This window comes from Sphingomonas endolithica (assembly GCF_025231525.1).
Classification (GTDB): Bacteria; Pseudomonadota; Alphaproteobacteria; order Sphingomonadales; family Sphingomonadaceae; genus Sphingomonas; species Sphingomonas endolithica.
Window position 1 is genome coordinate 1,686,096 of sequence record NZ_CP103057.1, and the last position, 20,551, is coordinate 1,706,646.

Sequence of the window (20,551 nt, forward strand, 5' to 3'; positions counted from 1 at the left end):
ACGGCTTGGCTGATGCAAATACACGCTCATCCACACCGAGCACCCAAAGAAGGGGGCATCCCTCGCCGACGCGAGGATCAGATCGACACTTCCTCCACATGGTCGCCGGCACCATTGCTGGCCTTGGTCCTCGCGGCTGGCAACTTGTCCGCTGCGCCTGTGCCGGGCTCGGGCGCCGCGCCACTGCCGGCGAGCATGCCGTTCAACGACCCGCCCGTCATGCCGAGTTCTGCCATCAAACCGTCGATCAGCGGACCACCGACCCGGTAGCGCATGGCGGCAGCCACCGCCGCATCGGCGAGATTGACCTGACCACCATTGCCGGCGGCATCCGAACCGGCCGTTTCGCCGTGCAGCCCGCGTGCGTCGAGGATGCTGATCTTGTCGATATTCTCCATCGGCTTGCTCGCCGCCGCGATGATCCCCGGCAGCGCTTCCAGCATCGCCCTGCGCACAAGCAGCGCGGTCTGCGTATCGCTCAGGATGTTCGTCGCTTCGTTGAGCGACGCCTGACCGGCGGCATCGACCTTGAATGCGGCTTCGCGGCCCTCGGCGCGCGCCTTTTCCGCATCGGCCTCGGCCGTCGCCTCGGTCCGTAGCGCGCTGGCGCGGGCTTCGGCCGCTTCCTTCTCGGCGGAAGCCGCGACGGTGATGCCGACTGCCTCTTCCTGCGCGCGCTGCGTGGCGGCGATCACCGCGACGTTCTTGTTGCGGTTGGCGATCTCGGTCGCCTTGGCGGTCGCGACGCTTTCCTCGGCCCGCACGGCGAGCGCACGCGCTTCATTGGCGGCGGCAGTGGCGGTGGATTCCTCCTCGGACTTCTGCGCGGTCTGCACGGCCGTCGTGATGCGCGCGATCTCGATAGTGCGGTCGCGCTCGATCGTCGCGGTCTGGATCGCGCCGTCCCGCGCGATGGTCGCGGTCTTGATGACCTTGTCCGCTTCCGTCTGGGCCACGGTCTGCGCCTGCATGGCGGTGATCCGCGCAATCTCGGCAAGACGGGTCTGCTCCGCCTCGGCCGTTGCGATGGCCGTCGCCTGTTCGGCGCGGCGGGCAGACAGCGTCTGTTCCTGCAGCAGGCGCGCCTGCTCGGCCGCCTGGGCGATCTCGAGCGACTGGTTGTTGGCGTCGAGGTTACGCTGTTCGATCTCGACACGGTTGGTCGCGACGATGTCGTTGCGGATCTTCTTGCGCTCCTCGATCGTGCGCGTGAGCACGGTGAGGCCCTCCGCATCGAAGGCGTTGTTCTCGTTGAAATGCTCGAACGCGGTCTGGTCGAAATGCGTGATGCTGACCGATTCCAGCTGGAAGCCGTTCATGTCCAGATCGGTCATCAGCGCCTCCTGCACCTTCTGGATGAAGTCGGCGCGGTTGGCGTGGAGATGCTCCATCGTCATCGTCGCCGCGACCGAGCGCAGCGCGGAAACGAGCTTGCCGTCGAGCAGCGATTTGACCGCGTCGGGGCTGTTGACCGAATCGCCCAGCGTCTGCGCCGCGGCGGCGATCGACTCGGCGTCCGGCTTCACCTTGATATGGAACAGCCCGACGACATCGACGCGCAACTTGTCGAGCGTGATCAGCGCATCCTTGTTGAGGCGCGACACTTCCAGCTTCACTGTCGTCAGGCGCACCTGCATCAGTTCGTGCAAAACGGGGATGACCATGATGCCGCCGTTCAGCACCACCTTCTCACCGCCGAAGCCGGTGCGGATCAAGGCGACATCCTTGGTCGCGCGGCGATACAGCCGGGTAAGGATGATGCCGATCACGACCAGAGCGAGCAGGACGACACCTGCGTAGATGAGCACGTTCAGAATCGATTCAGGCATGGAACCCTCCCCCGGTTGGCCGACCGCCAGGGTATCACATCGATCGAAGAAGCCTATCCCTGTCCGGCATGGCGAAGAACAGCTTCCCCTGTCGCCGTACGAGCAAGGCCGTCTCGCCGGCGCCGATCGCGTCGCCATCGTCATGTGGCTCGACCATCACGAAATGCGCCTGGCCGTGACGATCGACAATTTTCGCGCGGGCGGGCGATCCCCGGCGCGCGGTGCCCTCCAAGATCGTGCCGCGCTGGCGCAGCAGCTCGTCGGTCGAGATCACCGTCGTCTCGAAACCCGGCATGATCCGGGCAAGTCCGTTGGCGGCGAGCGTGTTCAGCAGCGCCCCCGCGAGCAACGCGCCACCCGACGCCAGCCCCCACGTCAATGGCGCGCCGGTCAGGGACGTCGCGGCTTGCTGGATCGCCACGCCGGCCAGCGTGAAACAGCCGAGCAGCGAGGTCAGCCAGATCAGGATCGGCAGTTCGCCACCGAGGCCGAGCCAGTCGAGCATGCCGCCATGTGCCTCCGTGCCGACGTCACCATCGAGATCGAGGTGCCCGAGTCCGAAGCCGACCGCCTCGATCAAGCCGATGCCGATCATCACCACAAAGGCGCAGGCGAACGGCAGGTAGGACGGGGTCAGGAACTGCGCGAACATGGCGCAATGCGTATCATGCAATTTCGTGGATGTCAGGTCGATCAGTCGTCACTGCCGGGCGCCATGCGACCGACAGATAGTGCTGGCTCGGCGATTGTCCGTTCTCGCAAAGCAGACGCGCGAAGTGGTTGGGCGCCGCGCTACAAAAGATAAACGATGACATAGCGGCCCACCAGCGCGGCCATCACCAGCCTGCACCAGCGCTCGCCAGGAGCAAGCATTGCGGCGATCATCAACGCTGCCAAAGTTCCCGTCAGTACCAGCGACAACGGTCGGACGAGATGTATCGCGAGCGAGGGAACGCTTGCGAACCAGCCAATCTGGCAAAGGAGCAGCACGAACAGCACACCGATGACGACCCTCCGTATTCGAAAGAAATGGGCATCGAAGTCCGGCTGGTCGTCGACCTGACGCGGGAAGACAAGGTGCGCCGCCAAGTAATAGGCACTGGCAAAGACGGTTATCGCCAGCAAGGAGTGGCCGGACACCCCGACGACGTTGCGCCCCGTCCAGGCGGCCTGCCAGAAAGACAGCAGATCCAGCATCACGAACGCACCTAATAGCGGCGTGACGGTGGTGTCAGTCTAATGCGAACCGCTCTCCACACGATGCATTTCGCTCTTTGAGCACGACCCGCCTAGCTCGCGATCATGCTCCACTCAGCCAGTGCGGCTGAGCGGCGTTCCTTGTAGGTTTGGCGGTCGACCAGGTGGCGTTCGAGATTGAAGTGGTTGTGGACATTGGCGTGCACGCTGGCAAACTTCTGGAGCGTCATCATTCGCCTGAACCTCAGCATCGCTCGCTCACGTCGTCGGAAAGGGAGGTGGCTGTTCTCAACCCGGTTGTTGGCCCAGCGTCCTACCTCCTGCTTCTCGGCATTACCGAGCTCCTTCATGGCTGCACGATAGGAACGCAGGCCATCTGTGGTAATCGCCTCAGGCTTGCCGTGGCGCTTCAGCGCCTTCTTCATGAAGGTGAGCGCAGCCTCCTTGTCACGGGTCCTGGTGATGTAGCTCTCGAGGATCTCGCCCTCGTGATCAACGGCGCGCCATAGATAGACCATCTCGCCATTCAGCTCCACGTACATCTCGTCGAGGTGCCAGCGCCAGTGACGGAAGCCGCGCATGCGCGAGACGCGCTGGCGGCGGATGTCGCCTGCGAACAGCGGCCCGAACCTGTTCCACCACATCCGCACCGTCTCGTGACAGATGTCGATACCGCGCTCGAACAGCAGGTCCTCGACGTTCCTGAGCGATAGTGGAAACCGCACGTACATCATCACCACCAGGCGGATCACCTCGGGCGATGAGTTGAAGTATCGAAACGGGCTGGCGGGCTTGCGGGAGCGAGGCATGCCAACCGCCCTATCCCGCCCCGCCTAACGATTGGTGCATTTGCTCTGACAGAGCCGGGCTGAATGATCGGCAGCTGTCCAGAACAGCTGACATCAGGCTGTACGTTTGGTCTGGGCACGTAACAGACGTTTCCAATGCTCGAGCAGATACCATTCGACTTCCGCTGCAAGGCGAGCATTGGTGGTGCCTGTAAACGCCGCCGGAAGACTCCGGCCGCTGCCCCGACCGGGTCCGACCGGCGGGGCTGTGAGTGGTGGGAGCAGCGCGGTGCTGCTCCGATCACAGGAGCCACTCATGGCACGCATCTTCAAACTCGACGACTTGCACCTCATCCTGCTGTCCACGGCGGCACAGCGGGACGATGGCAACGTACTTCCCGTGGCGGCGACCATCTCCGATCAGCTGGAGCGCGTCGCGAAAGCACTCCCCGCCCTCCTGAAGCACAGGCTGGTTGATGAGGTGGTCGGCCTGACTACCGGTCCCGTGTGGCGCACCGATGGCGACGAGCGGTTCGCGCTGGTTGTCAACGATGCTGGCCGTGCAGCTATCGGCGTCAGCAACAATGGCGGGGAGAGTACGACACCGGCTGTCGAGCTAGTCGAGCCCCTCAGCACCGATGCGCCGCGCACAGGCTCGAAGAGCGCGGCGGTCATCGCGCTGCTGCAGCGCGAGCAAGGCGCCATCCTGATCGAGATGGTCGAGGCGACCGGCTGGCTCCCGCACACCACCCGAGCGGCACTGACCGGCCTGCGCAAGAAGGGCCATGCCATTGCCAAGGGCAAGCGCGGCGACGTGACCTGCTACACCATCGTCGTCGGTGCCTGATCATGGCAAAGCTCGATGATGATCTGGCAGCGCTGGCGACCATGTCCTCAGCGCAGCTGCAGGACCGCTGGAAGGCGGTCACCGGCACGCTTGCACCCCGCATCAGCGCAAGCTTTCTGCGACTGGCGCTTGGCTATGAGATGCAGGTGACAGCGCTGGGTGGTCTGTCGCGGTCCACGCAGCAGCGGCTGGCGCAGCTGGCAGCGGCTCGAACCGACACCCGCCCAGCGGCACAAGGCTCGCGGTTGATTCGCGAGTGGAACGGCACGGCGCATGTCGTGACGATCGGCGAGGATGGCGTGATCCGCTGGAACGATCGTAACTGGAACTCGCTATCGGAGGTCGCCCGCGAGATCACCGGGACGCGCTGGTCGGGTCCAGCCTTCTTCGGGCTGAAGAAGAGGCTGGCGGCATGAACCGGGTGCGCTGTGCGATCTATACCCGCAAGTCGAGCGAGGAAGGGCTGGAGCAGGCGTTCAACTCGCTCGACGCGCAGCGTGAGGCCTGTGCCGCCTACGTGCTGAGCCAGGCAAGCGAAGGCTGGAGTGCCCTGCCCGATATCTATGACGATGGCGGCCTGTCCGGCGGATCGCTGGAGCGCCCTGCCCTGCAGCGCCTGCTGGCCGACATTGCCGCTGGTCGTGTCGACATCATCGTTGTCTACAAGGTCGATCGGCTGACCCGCTCGCTGCTCGACTTTGCCAAGCTGGTCGAGGTGTTCGACAAGGCTGGCGTATCGTTCGTCTCGATCACTCAGTCGTTCAACACGACCACCAGCATGGGGCGCCTGACGCTCAACATACTGCTCTCGTTTGCGCAGTTCGAACGCGAGGTGACTGCCGAGCGCATCCGCGACAAGATCGCGGCCTCAAAGGCAAAGGGCATGTGGATGGGTGGCGTCCCGCCACTTGGCTACCGGCCTGACGGGCGCACTTTGGCGATCGTCGAGCCGCATGCCGAGATCGTGCGGGAGATATACCGGCGTTACCTCAATACGGGCAATGTCCGGCTGGTGGTCGAGCAGCTGGCGGCCGAGCGCATCCTGGCGCCAGTCCGCCACACGTCAGGCGGGCGGGCCTATGGTGGCATCGCGTTCTGCCGCGGGCAGATCTACTCGATCCTGAAGAGCCCGATCTATATCGGTGAGATCGCGCACCGGGAGGTGCGCTACAAGGGACAGCATCAGCCGATCATCGATCGTGCCACATGGGACGCCGTGCAGGCGAGGCTCGACGGCAACGTACCTGGAGAGCGTCGTGCCACCAACATTGCGACGACCAGCCTGCTGGCCGGCCTGATCGTCGACGAGGCGGGTGAACCCCTGGTTGCGGCGCATGCCTGCAAGGGCAAGGTGCGCTATCGCTATTATGTCAGCCGGGCACGTCAGGATGGTGACCCCGCCAAGAGCATCCGCTTGCGCGCGCGCGAGATCGAGAACGCGGTGGTCGAGAGTATCGCCGCTGCGTTTGATGACCCGCTCGATCTTATCGCGCGCGCCGGCATGTCGATCGCAGCGGCCGACCTGCAGCGCATCTTTGCGGCCGCCGGTGTTGCCGCTGCCACGATGCGCCAGCGCAGTACCACCATGATGCGCAGCCTCGTGACGAAGGTGATGGTCGGAGCCCACGCCACCGACATCACCATGAGCAGCAGCGCTGTGGCAGAACAGCTGGCGACGCTCTGGGCGGGCCCGAAGGATGCGACGTTCACGCTGACCCTGCCGGTGCGCATAACACGCACTGGTCGCACGCTTCGGCTCATACAGAATGACGGCCGCGCCGTGGCCGCCACGCCGCCCGACGCTTCCATCATCAAGCTGCTGGTCAAGGCGCACAGATGGTGGGCGCGGCTGCGGCAGGGCGACATTACAGTGCGGGAACTCGCCGAAGCCGAGGGAGTCGTGAAATCCTACGTCACGCGGGTGACGCGGCTGGCGTTCCTGTCGCCAGCGATCGTCGATGACATTCTCGCCGGGCGACAGCGTGCCGAGCTTGATGCCAAACGGCTGGCGCTCACGGCAGACCTGCCGACCCGCTGGTCAGAGCAGCAGGAGACGTGGGGAGTCACTTTACAGTGATCATCCCGGGACTGATGCTGACCACGGCGGGCGCATGGTGGATACATCATGACGGAGCCGCTGGTATGCCGACCGGCCTTGGGGCAGGATGACCTTATCTCCTCGAAAGGTACTCCGTGCTTCGTCACACTTCGATCAGCCTGACCACGATTTTGCTGCTGACCGGTTGCGGCGCGCCTGAGCGCGCGCAGCCGTCCGAGGCGGCCAAGCCTCCGGTGAACTACGGGGCATCGAAGCCTGCTTCCGCCAAGCCGTTCAAGACCGAACCGGTGGCGACATTCGATATGCCGTGGGCGCTTGCCTTCCTGCCGGACCAGAGGATGCTGGTGACTGAAAAGCCCGGCCGGTTGTGGCTGGTGACCGCGGCTGGCGCCAAGACGGCCATAAGCGGGCTACCGCGCGTCCATTTCGAAGACCAGGGCGGACTGCTCTTCGTCGCGACGTCGCCGACCTTCGCGCAGAACCGGCAAATCTACCTTACCTACTCCGAACCCGGCGAGGGCGGAGACGGTCTGGCGCTCGCCCGCGCGACGCTCGACACCAGCGGCGCACAGCCAGCCCTGAAGGACCTACACGTTATCTGGCGGCAACTCCCCCGCGGCAAAGGCGGGCAGTTCGGCGGGTACATCGCCTTCTCGCCGGATGGCCGCTATCTTTTCCTGACCTCCGGCGAGCGGCAGCGTTTCACCCCGGCTCAGGACCCCGACCAGGCGCTGGGCAAGATCCTGCGGCTGACGCTCGACGGCAAACCCGCTCCCGGCAATCCGGGCGCTGGCAAGGTGGGTGCAACCACCATTGGCGTCATCGATCCGCCGGAGAATACCGGCGCAGCCGCGACCGCCGTGGTGCGCAAGGCTACCATCCCCGCCCCGAACCTCACACCCGCGGAGACGTGGACGACCGGTCACCGCAATTCCTATGGCTTGGCCTTCGATCCTCAAGGGCGGCTTTGGGAGACTGAGATGGGGCCGCAGGGCGGCGACGAGTTGAACCTCATTGAACCGGGCAAGAACTATGGCTGGCCGGTCGTGTCATACGGGAAGAATTACGACGATACGGCGATCGCATCGCCCGCTGGCAATGCCAGCTTTCAGCAGCCGGCGCTGTACTGGAACCCCATCATCGCTCCGGCTGGTCTCGCCTTCTATAGCGGCAACATGTTCCCACAATGGCGCAACTCCGCCTTTGTCGGGGGCCTGGCGTCAACAGCACTCATCCGCATCGAGTTCGACGGCGCGGTTCCGCGCGAGGCGGAACGGTGGGACATGGGCACGCGCATCCGCGCCGTCATGGCTGGACCGGACGGCGCGCTCTGGATCCTTGAGGATGGATCTGACGGCCGCTTGCTGCGGCTTACGTCGAAGCGGGGTGGTTGAAAGAGCAGCGTCCAGGCGCACTAAATCTGGGTATGGGCTGATGACGCGTTTGACCCTTTGTGGACGCTCAGGACATGTCTCGACCGCGCTAAATCCAGATGGGCGGAACGCTAAAGCTGCCGCGTATCAGGGGGCGATTGGGGGCATGCCCGGCTCCTTGGCGAGCGGGCCGAAATGCGCCAACCTGTTGGGATGAAGGCATTCCTCGATTTCGAAGCATCGTCCCTGTCGAACCGCAGCCACCCTATCGAGGTCGCCTGGGTGTTTCAGAACGGGCGCTCGGAGCACCACCTGATCGCCCCGGCGCCAGGGTGGGACGACTGGGACGATGCGTCAGAAGCCATCCATGGCATCAGCCGCGCCACGCTCAAGGCCGAAGGCAAGCCACACGACGAGGTTGCGAGACGGATGGTGGAAGCGCTGACAGGGCATGACCTGTTCGCCAGCGCTCCGTCGTGGGACGGGAAATGGCTGAGCGTCCTGTTGCGAAGTGCAGGGCTACCTCGCCACCTCCTACGGGTCCGCGACACCGATGAGGCGCTGAGGGAAAGCGTAGTCGAGATCCTCCGACCAGTTATTCCCGCCGGCCGACTGGATATCGAGGTACATGCCATTGTTGCGAACGCCAGTGTCGCGAAGGACGAACAACCGGCGCACCGAGCGCTTGCTGACGCGATCGGCGAACACGAGACCTGGCTTCGCGCCAGACAGGCTGCTCGCGCGCTGGTCCTGGATCTCGCGTGAGCCGTCCTGCCCGTCCTCCGTCAACCCAGTTGACGGCTGTCACTTGGATAGCAGCGGCAAAGCGAGCCGCCAGCTTTCTGCGCGCGACGACTGTCGGCGCGAGCCGAGCGAAGCATTCCGTCTATGTGGTACTGCTACATGACCCGGCGTTCCCGGAACGCTGGGGCTTGTATGTAGGCCAGACATCCCGCGACCCGGACTGGCGGTTCGATCAGCACAAGCTGGGGTACAAGGCGAGCGGTGCGGTCAGAAGGTTTGGCATCCACCTGCTGCCGGATCTCGTTGCTCACCTCAACCCTATGCAGCAGTGGGAGTCGCTCGAACTCGAGGCTGCCCTCGCTGACACCTTACGCGAGGCAGGCGTGCCTTGGGTAGAGGGCGGCCATTAAGACCCACAACCGGCCATTCGCGAGCTGTTTGCGCTTCCCCACTTTCAGCCACTCGTTCATGTTCGGGGAGCCGTTTCCGTTCGGCCGTTTGCGAACCGGACGGATGGGTTCTTCCGCTTTCGTAGCGAATTTAGCTGACCGAAGGGATGGTCATGAAGAAGGCCGCTGATCCGAGATCGACCTTACTCCGGAGGCGTCGATGATCCGTGTTCCAACCACGCTTGTGATCGGTGCTGGCGCTAGCGCCGAGCTCAACTTTCCGACAGGTCCGGGGCTCCTACGTGACATCTCGGAACTGCTCCAGTTCGGCAGCCAGTTCGATCGCGTGAATGGCTCCAGCGCTGCGCTCGACATCGGGCTCGCTTACGCCAGATCAACGAGCCAGTCGGCTCTCAAACCATTGGACCCCTTCTACGACGCCGCAGCGCGGGTCCGGTCCGCCGCGGACATCGCGCACTCAATCGATAATGTCATCGATCAGAACGACGACGATCCGCTTGTTGAAGTCGCCGGCAAGCTTGCCATCGCTTACCGGCTGTTAACCGCCGAGGCCGAAAGCAAGCTCTCGGAAGTATTTGAGCAGCCGGGACTGTTCGACTTGCAGCATTTGAGGGACACGTGGCTTCTACCCTTCGGCCAGATGCTCACGACCGATATCCGGAAGAGCCGAGTCGAGGGTATCTTTGACCAGCTGACGATCATCAACTTCAACTACGATCGCTCGATCGAAGCTTTCCTGCCGACGCTGCTAGTCGCCGCCTACGGCCTGGACCATGCCGATGCGGTGGCGATCGCCCAGCGGGTGCGCATCTTTCACCCCTACGGGCAGGTCGGCCGCTTGTCCTGGGACCTCGGTGCCGATGGCGGCATACCCTACGGCTGGGTGGCGCGCGACCAGCTCGAACTGATCGCTCCACAACTCCGCACCTTCACGGAGCAGTTGGCTGATGGCGACGAGCTGACGGCGATGCGGAGGGCTGTTCAGGAGGCCGAGCACCTGGTGTTCCTCGGCTTCGGCTTTCACCGCCAGAATATGCGCCTACTCGCGCCCGACATGGACGCCCGAGCAACAAAGATCATTGGCTCTCTCTACCGAGAGCCGGGTCCTGCCAAGGAGACGATCGCCGAGGAACTCAGACGGCTCACCCGTCCGCTCGGAGCGACGTCGGCGATCGCACCGGCCTTACCCAACATGACCTGTACAGACCTGCTGACGCAATATTTCCTGCCACTGACGAGCGGGTAACAAAGCTCATAGCACCTGCGGTAGGGGGCAAGCCGTCACCGGCCTGAAATCTGCGGCGCAGCCGTATCTCGGGCTTTCATGCCTCAGGCAGTCCTGACATGGTCGACCCACTTGCAGACATTCTGGCAGCCCTTTGCGCTTCCCAAAATCTGCCACTTGTTCATGTCGCCTGAATGGTAGCTTTTAGGCACGGCTGAGTCGTCAGGAACGGCAATGTGGGGGCGGAGAGCAGCCGGGCGGCTTGCGCGAAAGTTGGTGGCGGTTGCCGACATTGCTCAGTGCTGCCGCCTTGTCGTCAACTGTGCCACCTCGAGCGATGCATTAAATTAAAGAATAACGCTGCTCAGCATGTGGGACGGGGCATGCCGATCTCCCTACCCGGTGCATTTTATGAGCGCCGCATCTGGTCTGAGAGGGCCGGCGAAGCCATCCGACAGGGAGAAGCACCGGATGCTCCATTTGCCGCCTGCCGGATCGCAGACACCGGGTCTGCCACCTTGGCTAGTTCAGGTCCTTCGACCCGTAGGTGCTCGACGCCACTACCCCATTGTCGGCTCCACCACTTGCTTCCCGATCGTGTATCCATTCGAGGCAGCCTGATCCGCGCGTAGCGGAGCAGCTCATCGGACGGGATGAGGTGCCGGCCATCAGCAAGCGCGTGGGACAGGTCTTTCGCAAGGTCTACATTCGCAGCCCTCGGCATCTCCGCTGCGCGATGCTCCAGATCAGCGATAAGGTTCCGCTTGGCCATCGCCCATTCCCCCGTCGTGAAGCCGGCTCTGGCAAGTTCGCAAGTCGTTTGCCGCAACCGCGCGACCGCAGGTGCCCAGAGATCAGCGTTAAAATTATCCCAGAGCATAATCTGCCGATGACCCTGCTCGCCATTCTCGATGAACATTCCCACCTTGCCGGGCGGAGTGGGCTGGAGAGCAGCGAGCCGGTCGTTGATCACCCGCGTGACGAGCAGGTCCATAAGCTCCGCCTGCGCTTGCTGAGCACGCGACGAGGATGATATACGCGTTGGCATGACAACGGTCAGCAACGCCGTTCTGCGCCCTTGTGCAAGTGCGGAGAAGCTGATCGGGCGGATGCGATCACGTTGAAACATCGGCGTCGGTGCTCGGTGAGACGTAGTCCTCGTACGCTTCCAATCTCCGAAACGCTTCTCGATCAGCGCCTTCACCTCATCGACTTTCACGTTGCCGACAACAACGATCATCATGTTTTCGGGGCGGTACAGGCGTTCGTACAGAGCTCGAACGGTATCGATGCCTGCGCTCGGCACATCATCCGAGTTCTGCGCATCAATCATGTCGTTGGGCGAACCTGGCGCGATTGCGCCGATGTAGTTGGCGTAAATGTCGTTACCGAACTTTTTGTCGGCCATTTCCCGCGTGACCTCGCCTCGTGAGGTGTCGACTGCATCGGTACGCAAGGTCATTCCTGCGGCCGCCTCTCTAAAGAGGCTCAGCAGCGCGTCGAGATCACCCAAGGCCGTGGTTCTGGTCGAAAGGTAGTAGTTTGTCTCCCGCCACGAAGTAGAACCGGCGTTTGGCGCTGGGAAGGTCAGTGGCATGCCGACGCGCTTCAGATGGTCGAGATCTTCCGGCGAGCCGACCGTTGGGCTGTGGAACACGACGTGCTCGATGAGATGCGCCAGGCCGCGCTCGCCTGGTCGGCGCTCGGCGATGAAGCCTCCTTCATTGCGCATGAGCAACCCGACGCCAGGCTCATTGCCTCGCCGCGACAAGATTGCGAACCGCACGCCATTTTTAAGGCTGCCGGTCACAAGTCTGCCCCAATCGTTCCCGGACAGCGTCGGCTTTGCTGGGTCCGAAGTGATGCCGTCCGAAGCGACTACTTTTTCGGCGGGAAGTCCCGACAGGGATAGGACGAACAAGGGGATGGACATCAAACGTGCCGACACTCGGGCATATTTCTTCATCGAAGGTATGATCCTCTACCAACTGCCTACATGTGGTGGTGCAATGTGTTTGAGGCAGGAAGGTGACAGACGTCTAACGACCGCAATCCGTCACCCCCAACAACGATCCCGAAGGTAACCAAAGCGCGTCCTCACTTTGCCAAAGCTGTTGCCGATTGGCGCGATTCAGCCGCCGGAGTGCCGTCTTCAGTCGCCTCCTGCTGCTCGAGCGATCAGGCAGCTTTGCCGTTGCCGCGTGCTGAAACAAGGTTGCACTCGTCACTATCGGCGATGTTGTCTAATGCCCGGCAGGCGGGGCCTCACCGTGAGACGGCCAAGCGGATGGACCCTAATTCAGGAATAGAGATGCTCAGTTGAAACCCGCCCGACCACGCTTCAGCGTGAGCGCGTCTATGGTCTTGTTTGCATCCGGCGACTTCGCCTTCAATCTTTATTGGCAGAGCATCAGTCTGTATCTGCTGTTTTTCTATATCGACGTGCTGGGCCTACCGCCGGCGACGGCGGGCCTGGTGTTCATGCTCGGCACGCTGTGGGATGCCATTGCCGACCTTGCTGCCGGTGCGTTGGCGGAGCGGACACGGGCCTCATATCGGCAACTGATCGGCTGGGGGGCGCTGCCACTCGGCCTGGCCTTCATCGTGATGTTCGCGTTGCCGTCGGAAGCCGCCGGGTGGATCCTGCTGGCGCAGATACTGTTCCGCACGCTCTATGCCTTTACCAACATTCCGTATTCTGCGTGGACCACGAGATTAAGCGCGGAGCCCGCGGTCCGCACCGCGCTTACCGGGTTGCGCATGATGTTCGGCGCGGCGGCCGCCGCTCTGGTAGCGTTGGGTCTGCCGGCGCTCGCGTCGGTGTACGGCTATGCACATGCGGCGGCCATTCTGGCACTGCTCGGTGTGCCGCTGATGCTGATCGTCGCGATCAAGGTCCCTGAACCGCGACGGCTGCTCCTCAGGGCTGTCCCGTCGTCGTTGGGCAGCCAGATCGCGGCGCTGCTGCGTAACCGCGCTTTCGTTACGCTGAATATAGCGGCCGCGGCGGGCGGGGCGGCGGCGGCCTTGATCGGGCAGTCGGTGCCTTATTATTATCGCTACGTGATGGCCTATTCTGACGGCGGGCCGCATGCGCTGGCGGCAATGGGGGTGGCAAGTGCGCTCGTCCTGCCGCTGTGGACGATGCTGGCGACGCGCATCGGCGCGCGCGTCGCATGGCTGGCAGCGGCGGTGGTGGGTCTGGCCGGGCTTTGCATCTTTGCCTGGCTGCCGATCGACGGAACGATGGGAACGCTTGCCTTACTGGTTGTGCTCAGCACGGCGTTTGCCGGGTTCAACCTTGCCGCCTGGGCGCTGTTGCCGGACACAGTCGATTGGGGCGAAGCGCGGGGCGGCGTTCGTGTCGAGGCGCTGGCGTTCGGCGCATTCGCCTTCGTGCAGAAGATCGCGCTCGCGCTCAGCGGCCTTACGCTCGGCGCGGTCTATGGCGCGAGCGGGTTCGTCGCCGGGGCAACGCAAGCGCCGGCCGTGTCGGCGACGATCCGCTGGTTGATGCTCGGGGGCCCGGCGGCACTGATCGCGATCTCGATTGCGGCGATGCTCGCGCACCCGCGGCGCGGCCATACGCCGCGCGAAATCAGGCCAGCGTAAACTCGCCGGCCACGCCCTCCGCCTGCGCCGATGGAGCTATCCACATCCGGAAGCGGCCCGGCTCGACGGTGGGGCGCAGATCGCGACCGATGAAGAGCAGATCGGCGCGGCGCAAGGTGAACGTCACCACCTTGGCTTCGCCGGGCTTCAGCGCGATGCGGCGGAACGCCTTGAGTTCGCGCACCGGGCGGGTGATGCTCGCGGTGACATCCTGCACGTAGAGCTGGACGACCTCGTCCGCTGCATGCACGCCGCTGTTGGTCACGGTCGCGGACACCGTCAGCGTACCGTCTGGGGACAGCGTTTTGCCCCCAAGGTCGAGGGCGCTATAGGCGATCCGGCCATAGGTCAGGCCATGGCCGAATGAAAACAGCGCGTCGTTGGCGAACTCACGGTAATGCGCCTTGTATTCCGCGAGTGCGCCAGCGCCGTTGGGACGGCCGGTGCTCTTGTGCGCATAGTGATAAGGCTGCTGGCCAGTGGCATGGGGGAAGCTGACTGGCAGCCGTGCTGATGGCGCTTCGATGCCGAACAGGACGTCGGCGATCGACCGGCCTGCCTCCGATCCGAGGAACCACGTCACCAGGATCGCCGGGGCATCGAGCACCGCGCCCGACAGCGCCAGGCCGCGCCCGGTGGACAGCAATACGACCACCGGCTTGCCGGCGGCGACGACCGCAGCGACCAACGCCTGTTGCGCGGCGGGCACGACGATATCGCTGCGGCTCTGCGCCTCGCCCGACATGCGCTGGCTTTCGCCGATCGCCAGCACCACGACGTCGGCCGAGCGCGCCGCGGCCACCGCCGCGTCGATCCCACCGGGCAGCGCCTCGTCGATCCCCGATCCGTCGACTGCAGTGACCGAAGCGGCATCCTTCACCGCCTGCCGCACGCCGGTCAGCAGATCGACCGCTTCGGCGTCGGTGCCATAGACGTTCCACGGGCCGATCAGATCATGCTTGCCCTGCGCAAACGGGCCGATCAGCACGATGCGCTTGCCCGAGCGCGGCAGTGGCAGCAGGTCGCCGTCATTCTTGAGCAGCACGATCGACTTGGCGCCGGCCTCGCGCGCGAGTGCCAGATTGGCCTTGGTGCGCACCTGCGTCTTCTCGCGTCGCGCATCGATGCGGCGGAACGGATCGTCGAACAGGCCGAGCACCACCTTCAGCGCGAGCACACGCCGTACTGCCTGATCGAGCCGTACCAACGGCACCTCGCCCTTGGCGACCAGATCGGGCAGATGCTTGATATAGAAGCCCGACTGCATGCTCATGTCGACGCCGGCGAGGAAGGCGAGCCGCGTCGCGTCGCGCGCATCGGCGGCGAAGCCGTGAGCGATCAGCTCCTCGTCGCCGGTATAATCGGATACCACCAGGCCTTCGAACTTCCACTCGTCGTGCAGCACTTGGCGCAGCAGCCATTCGTTGGCGGTCGCGGGAACACCGGCGATCTCGTTGAACGAGGCCATCACCGTCGGCACACCGGCAGCCAGCGCAGCCTGGAACGGCGGAAAATAGACTTCGCGGAGCGTGCGCTCCGAGACGTCGACGCTGTTATAGTCGAGCCCCGCTTCGCCCGCGCCGTAAGCGGCGAAATGCTTGGCGCAGGCGGCCACAGCATCGGGCGCCGCCAGCCCCTTCGTCCCCTGAAACCCGCGGACGCGCGCATCGGCCATCATGCGGCCCAATAGAACGTCCTCCCCGGCCCCTTCGACGCCGCGTCCCCAGCGCTGGTCACGCGCAATGTCGACCATCGGCGCGAAGGTCCAATCGATCCCGGCGGCGGCGGCCTCTGCCCCCGCCGCTCGCGCGGTGCGGCGGGCGAGATCGAGATCGAAGCTGCCGGCTTCAGCCAGCGGGACTGGGAAGACGGTGCGAAAGCCGTGAATGACGTCCGCGGCGAACAAAAGGGGGATCTTCAGCCGTGCCTGGCGCATGGCCACCGTCTGCATCTGCCGAGCCATCGCCACGCCATTGCCGTTGAACACGCCGGTCAGCCGTCCTGCGCGCACCTCCGCCAATTGCCCTTCGAAGCTGGCGGTCGCGCCGGCCGGGTTGAGCGCGGTCGCGGCGCCGCCGGCCCAGGCCGCCGCCATCAGCGTCAGTTGGCCTGCCTTCTCCTCAGGGGTCATCGACGCCAGCAGCCGCTCGACAGCGGCGGGCAATGCGCCCTGAGCGACCTCCGCGAGCAAGGCGCGCGCCGGCGAGGCTGCCCAGGTCGCCATGGCACCGGCGCCCATGAGGATCGCACGTCTGGATATGCGCTGGTTGTCCATCGAATCTCTCCCTTTGGCGAGCGTCGTGGCAGCGCTCAACAAACTATTGAATGGCGTTGTATGATCCTGTAACCGGTTACATCAAGAAAAATGATCTGCGGGAAGCGGACGGCGCAAGGGTGCGCCGCTAAAGAGGATGACGAGAAAAGATGCCGCATGCCACGATCCGAGACGTCGCCCGCGAAGCCGCGGTGTCGGTGGCGACGGTCTCGCGCGTGCTCAACGGCCATGAGAATGTCCGCCCGGCGCTGAAGCTTCGCGTGCAGGGAGTGGCGGCTCGGCTAGGCTATGTCCCGCATGCGGGAGCGCGTCATCTCAGCCTGGCGCGATCGGGCGCGATCGGCGTGGTTCTGCCCGATCTGCACGGTGAGTTCTTTTCCGAACTGTTGCGGGGGATCGATTGGGAGGCATCGTCGCGCGGGCTGCAATTGCTGCTCACCGTGATGCATGACCGGCCGGGCCGAGGTATCGATGTGCTCGCGACGATGCGCGGGCGCGTCGATGGCATCGTACTGATGGCGCCGCACATACCGCAGGATGTGCTGGTTGCGCATCTTCCCGCCGGCCTGCCCACCATGCTCCTCAATTGTGGCCCGGATGACGGCGATCACGCCGCCCTGCGCCTCGACAATCAGGCTGGCGCGATCGCCATGATCGACCATCTCGTATCGATCGGCCGCGGACGCATTGTGCACATTGCCGGCCCCGACTCCAATCTCGATGCGCGCGAGCGACGTCGCGGCGTGGAAATGGCCGCCACGCGGGCCGGAATCGAGGTCAGGATCATGCCCGGCGATTTCCGTCAAGAGACGGGTGTTGCTGCTGCCACCGAGTTGCTCCGCGACCTGCAACAGGTCGATGCGATCTTTGCCGCGAACGACATGATGGCGATGGGTGCGCTGATGACGCTGAAGCGTGCCGGCGTCGCCGTGCCCGATCAGGTCGCGGTGGCAGGGTTCGACGACATCCCGCTCGCGGGCCTCATCTCGCCGTCGCTGACGACGATGCGGATCGATACCGCCGCCTTTGGTGCGCGCGCCGTCGCCCGACTTGCCCACCTTGTCGATGGGATCACCGATCGCACGATCGAGCCGATCACGCCGACGCTCGTCATCCGAGAAACAACCGAAAGCCTCAACAAGGGGCGCAACGCAGGGGAATTATCATCATGATCAGGAAATTTAAACTCGCGCTCGCTGGCGCTACGATGCTGGCATCCGGCGCCATCGCCGTCATGCCCGCGTCCGCGCAAACGACCACCGCGTCCGCGCGCGGCCAGGTCCGCGATGCGAGCGGCGCGGGCATCGCTGGCGTCGCCGTGACCGCGGTAAATGCGGGGACCAACCAAACGCTGCGTGCAGAGACGGACGCGGCGGGCAATTTCACGCTGAACGGGCTTCGTCCCGCGCAGTATACGGTCACCGCCACTTCGACGGATGGCCGCACTGCCAGCCAGGAAGTGGTGGTCTCGATAGGCCAGGCATTGACGCTCAACTTGGTTTTGGGAACAGCCGACGCTGCCGCTGCTCCCGCTGATGCTTCGACGAGTGGTGGTGCTGGCGATGATATCGTTGTGACCGCTAATCGTCTGGTGGAAACGAAGACCAGCGAGATCGCCACCAACGTGTCGCAGCAGCAGATCCGCATCCTGCCGCAGACCGATCGCAACTTTCTGAGCTTCGCCGCGCTAGCGCCTGGCGTGCGTTACAATGACAGCGAAACCGACAAGGGGATCCAGTCTGGCGCATCCACTGCCAGCCAGGTTAACGTGTTCATCGATGGCGTAAGCCTGAAGAACAAGCTGCGCGAGGGTGGCATCGCGGGCCAGCAGAACAGCCGCGGCAATCCGTTCGGGCAATTGGCGGTGCAGGAATTCCGCGTTCTGACGCAGAACTACAAGGCCGAGTACGAACAGGCGGGTTCGGCCATCATCACTGCCATCACGAAATCCGGCACCAATGAGTTTCATGGGGAGGCGTTCGGCCAGTACACTGATCGCAAAGTCACCGAGCGCAGCTTTCTCGATCGCCGGAACGGTCGCGACAAGCCGGCGTTTGAGCGCAAGCAATACGGCGTCTCGCTGGGTGGCCCAATCATCAAGGACAAGCTGTTCTTCTTTGCGACCTATGAAGGCAACGATCAGGATCGCGCATTCATAGTCGACTCCAGCGGTACCGCTGACAATATCAGGGCGTTCGAAGCCGCTTCTGGACGTCGTTTAAGCGAGTTTGAAGGCAACTTCGTAAGCCCATTCCGGGGCGACTTCTACTTTGGTAAGCTGACCTTCACACCGGACGAGCGCCAGACGTTCGACCTGTCTTACAGCCGCCGCGAGGAGAGCGATGTACAAGGGTTTGGTGGCAACACTGCTTTCGAGTTTGCCGAGAACAAGTTGAACACGGTTGATACATATCTCGCCAAGTGGAACTACCGTGGCGACAATTTCATCAATGAAGTCAATATCAACTACCTGAATTACCTCTTCAACCCTACGTCGCAGAACCCTGACAGCCCGAGCTTCAACTACGATACCGTAATCCAGTTCGGCGGCCGAGATTCGACGCGGCGCGAGTTGCAGCAGAGCTATACGCTGCGCGACGATTTTACCTACACCGGATTAGACAATCACGCGATTAAGGTTGGTGCTCGGGTTGAGCTCACCGATATCGAGTTCTCCAACTTCTCCTTCCTCCAGCCGGGCTACACGTTCCGTATCGACACGGTCGAAAGCGGAGATCAGGCAGCAAACCCGGCCAACGACACCGACTTCACCTTCCCGGCGGAAGCTCGGCTGGGGCTCGGTAATGGGACCGTGCGCGGGTCGAACACTCAACTTGGCGTCTACATCCAAGACGATTGGGACGTAACCGACAAGCTGCAGTTAAACCTTGGGCTGCGCTGGGACTACGAGACGAACGGTAACAATAACGATTTCGTGACCAACTCTAACGCCGCTGCGGCGCTACGCGCGCTGCCGCGCACTGCCTATTTTGATCCCGAGGATTATATCAGCACGGGCAAAAACCGGAAGCCGTTCGCCGGTGCTTTCGCGCCGCGGGTTGGTTTTTCGTTCGACATCAATGATGACGAGCAGACCGTCATCTTCGGTGGATTTGGGCGCTATTACGATCGCAACAACTTCAACAACACGATCGACGAGGTTTCGCGCACGATCAACCCGATAGGCGTGTTCCGCTTCTCACGTGATGGCCAGCCCCGAAATGGCTTAGCCACAACGGTTTGGGACCCGAGCTACCTGACACGCGAAGGTTTGCAGGCGCTACGCGCTAGCTCCACCAGCGGGCAGCCGGAACTGTTCGCGGTCAAGAACGATGCACGCCCACCTGTCAATGATCAGGTCAGCCTTGGTGCACGGCAGCAGCTTGGCCCGGTCCAGCTGTCGATCACCGGATCGTACCAGCGCGGCCGCAATGGCTACACCAACCTGTTCGCCACTCGACGTAATGGAGGCCAAGGGCCGTGTTGTGATACGACACCTCTCGCTCCCTTCGGCTATGCCAACGCGCTGATCGGCTTCGATGGCCTCGACACGCGCTACAAGGCGCTCTTCGTGACGATCGACAAGCCATACACCCGGACCAGCGGCTGGGGAGTCAATGTTGCCTATACCCTATCTAAGGGTGAGCAAAACGGTGGTGACCTGTTCAGTCTCGATGCGCCCACCCCAGATCAGTACGGATGGCGTCCGCGTAACGGCGACGAGCGTCACCGTTTGGTGCTCTCCGGCATCGTCGATCTTCCGGCCGGTTTCCAGTTCTCCACCCTCAGCACGTTCGGCAGTGGACAGGCATTTCGTGTCACCGACGGCACTAACGGTGCCACCTCGGGGCAAAATGAGTTCAGCGCACGCTATCCGGGCAAGAACTGCATTGGCGGAATTCTCGCGTTCTGCGAGGTGAACCTAACGCTGAAAAACACCGTCCGCGTCTTAGGCGGCGAGGCTGAGGTGGCGGTTGATCTGCTAAACGCGTTCAACAACAAAAACTTTTCGGGCTTCGACGATTTCTTCAACAACCAGATCAATCCAGCGACCGGTCGGGTCGTAGACACGTTGGATCCTGCCGAGATCGGGCGTGACCTTCTAACCCTGCCACGGCGGGTGCAGTTCCGCGTCGGTTATCGCTTCTAGTCCTTCATTCTGCCGGAGCGCGCGGCGCTCCGGCATTTTCTG

The 20,551-nt window shown here is 63.4% G+C and carries 15 protein-coding genes; 9 read left to right on the forward strand and 6 right to left on the reverse strand.

Translation table 11 applies throughout. The features are described 5' to 3' along the window. Positions 1-77: 77 nt before the first annotated feature. The 4 genes from NV382_RS08020 to NV382_RS08035 all read right to left on the reverse strand — a co-directional run bounded on the left by NV382_RS08020 (position 78) and on the right by NV382_RS08035 (position 3,835). A complete protein-coding gene (locus NV382_RS08020; protein ID WP_260599980.1) occupies positions 78-1,829 on the reverse strand; it encodes a flotillin family protein in 1,752 nt (583 codons plus the stop codon). A gap of 34 nt (positions 1,830-1,863) precedes the next feature. Beyond that, entirely contained in the window at positions 1,864-2,481 is a 618-nt protein-coding gene (locus NV382_RS08025) for a YqiJ family protein (protein WP_260599981.1), read from the reverse strand. A 140-nt stretch (positions 2,482-2,621) separates the two neighbouring features. Next, on the reverse strand, positions 2,622-3,026 hold the full coding sequence (locus NV382_RS08030; RefSeq protein WP_260599982.1) for a hypothetical protein: 405 nt from the start codon (positions 3,024-3,026) through the stop codon (positions 2,622-2,624). Positions 3,027-3,118: 92 nt separating this feature from the next. After that, entirely contained in the window at positions 3,119-3,835 is a 717-nt protein-coding gene (locus NV382_RS08035; protein WP_260599983.1) for an IS6 family transposase, read from the reverse strand. Positions 3,836-4,130: 295 nt separating this feature from the next. On the opposite strand from NV382_RS08035, the gene NV382_RS08040 reads away from it, so the two are divergent. The 6 genes from NV382_RS08040 to NV382_RS08065 all read left to right on the forward strand — a co-directional run bounded on the left by NV382_RS08040 (position 4,131) and on the right by NV382_RS08065 (position 10,493). After that, on the forward strand, positions 4,131-4,661 hold the full coding sequence (locus tag NV382_RS08040; protein WP_260599984.1) for a DUF3489 domain-containing protein: 531 nt from the start codon (positions 4,131-4,133) through the stop codon (positions 4,659-4,661). Positions 4,662-4,663: 2 nt separating this feature from the next. Beyond that, positions 4,664-5,077 (forward strand): DUF2924 domain-containing protein, encoded by a 414-nt coding sequence (locus NV382_RS08045; protein ID WP_260599985.1) that lies wholly within the window; start codon positions 4,664-4,666, stop codon positions 5,075-5,077. After that, positions 5,074-6,738, forward strand: coding sequence for a recombinase family protein (locus tag NV382_RS08050; RefSeq protein WP_260599986.1), 1,665 nt, complete (start codon positions 5,074-5,076; stop codon positions 6,736-6,738). Before NV382_RS08045 ends, NV382_RS08050 begins: the two co-directional genes overlap by 4 nt. A 152-nt stretch (positions 6,739-6,890) precedes the next feature. Beyond that, a complete protein-coding gene (locus tag NV382_RS08055) occupies positions 6,891-8,114 on the forward strand; it encodes a PQQ-dependent sugar dehydrogenase (RefSeq protein WP_260599987.1) in 1,224 nt (407 codons plus the stop codon). 192 nt (positions 8,115-8,306) lie between these two features. Next, a complete protein-coding gene (locus NV382_RS08060; RefSeq protein WP_260599988.1) occupies positions 8,307-8,858 on the forward strand; it encodes a 3'-5' exonuclease in 552 nt (183 codons plus the stop codon). 588 nt (positions 8,859-9,446) lie between these two features. Then, complete coding sequence (locus tag NV382_RS08065) at positions 9,447-10,493, forward strand: hypothetical protein (protein WP_260599989.1); 1,047 nt, start codon at positions 9,447-9,449, stop codon at positions 10,491-10,493. A 388-nt stretch (positions 10,494-10,881) separates the two neighbouring features. On the opposite strand, the gene NV382_RS08070 is transcribed toward NV382_RS08065, so the two are convergent. After that, the gene (locus NV382_RS08070; RefSeq protein ID WP_260599990.1) at positions 10,882-12,438 is read right to left on the reverse strand and encodes a M16 family metallopeptidase; all 1,557 of its coding nucleotides are present in this window, start codon (positions 12,436-12,438) and stop codon (positions 10,882-10,884) included. A gap of 392 nt (positions 12,439-12,830) precedes the next feature. Here NV382_RS08070 and NV382_RS08075 point away from each other — a divergent pair, with 392 nt between their 5' ends. Further along, positions 12,831-14,084, forward strand: a complete 1,254-nt coding sequence (locus tag NV382_RS08075; protein ID WP_260599991.1) for an MFS transporter — start codon at positions 12,831-12,833, stop codon at positions 14,082-14,084. Here NV382_RS08075 and NV382_RS08080 read toward each other — a convergent pair. Continuing rightward, entirely contained in the window at positions 14,071-16,359 is a 2,289-nt protein-coding gene (locus NV382_RS08080; protein WP_260599992.1) for a glycoside hydrolase family 3 N-terminal domain-containing protein, read from the reverse strand. The two genes, NV382_RS08075 and NV382_RS08080, sit on opposite strands and share 14 nt — an antisense overlap. 149 nt (positions 16,360-16,508) lie before the next feature. Here NV382_RS08080 and NV382_RS08085 point away from each other — a divergent pair, with 149 nt between their 5' ends. Continuing rightward, positions 16,509-17,531, forward strand: a complete 1,023-nt coding sequence (locus tag NV382_RS08085) for a LacI family DNA-binding transcriptional regulator (protein ID WP_260599993.1) — start codon at positions 16,509-16,511, stop codon at positions 17,529-17,531. After that, positions 17,528-20,509: a TonB-dependent receptor gene (locus NV382_RS08090; RefSeq protein ID WP_260599994.1), complete on the forward strand. Its 2,982-nt coding sequence runs from the start codon at positions 17,528-17,530 to the stop codon at positions 20,507-20,509. Before NV382_RS08085 ends, NV382_RS08090 begins: the two co-directional genes overlap by 4 nt. The last annotated feature ends 42 nt before the right edge of the window (positions 20,510-20,551 follow it).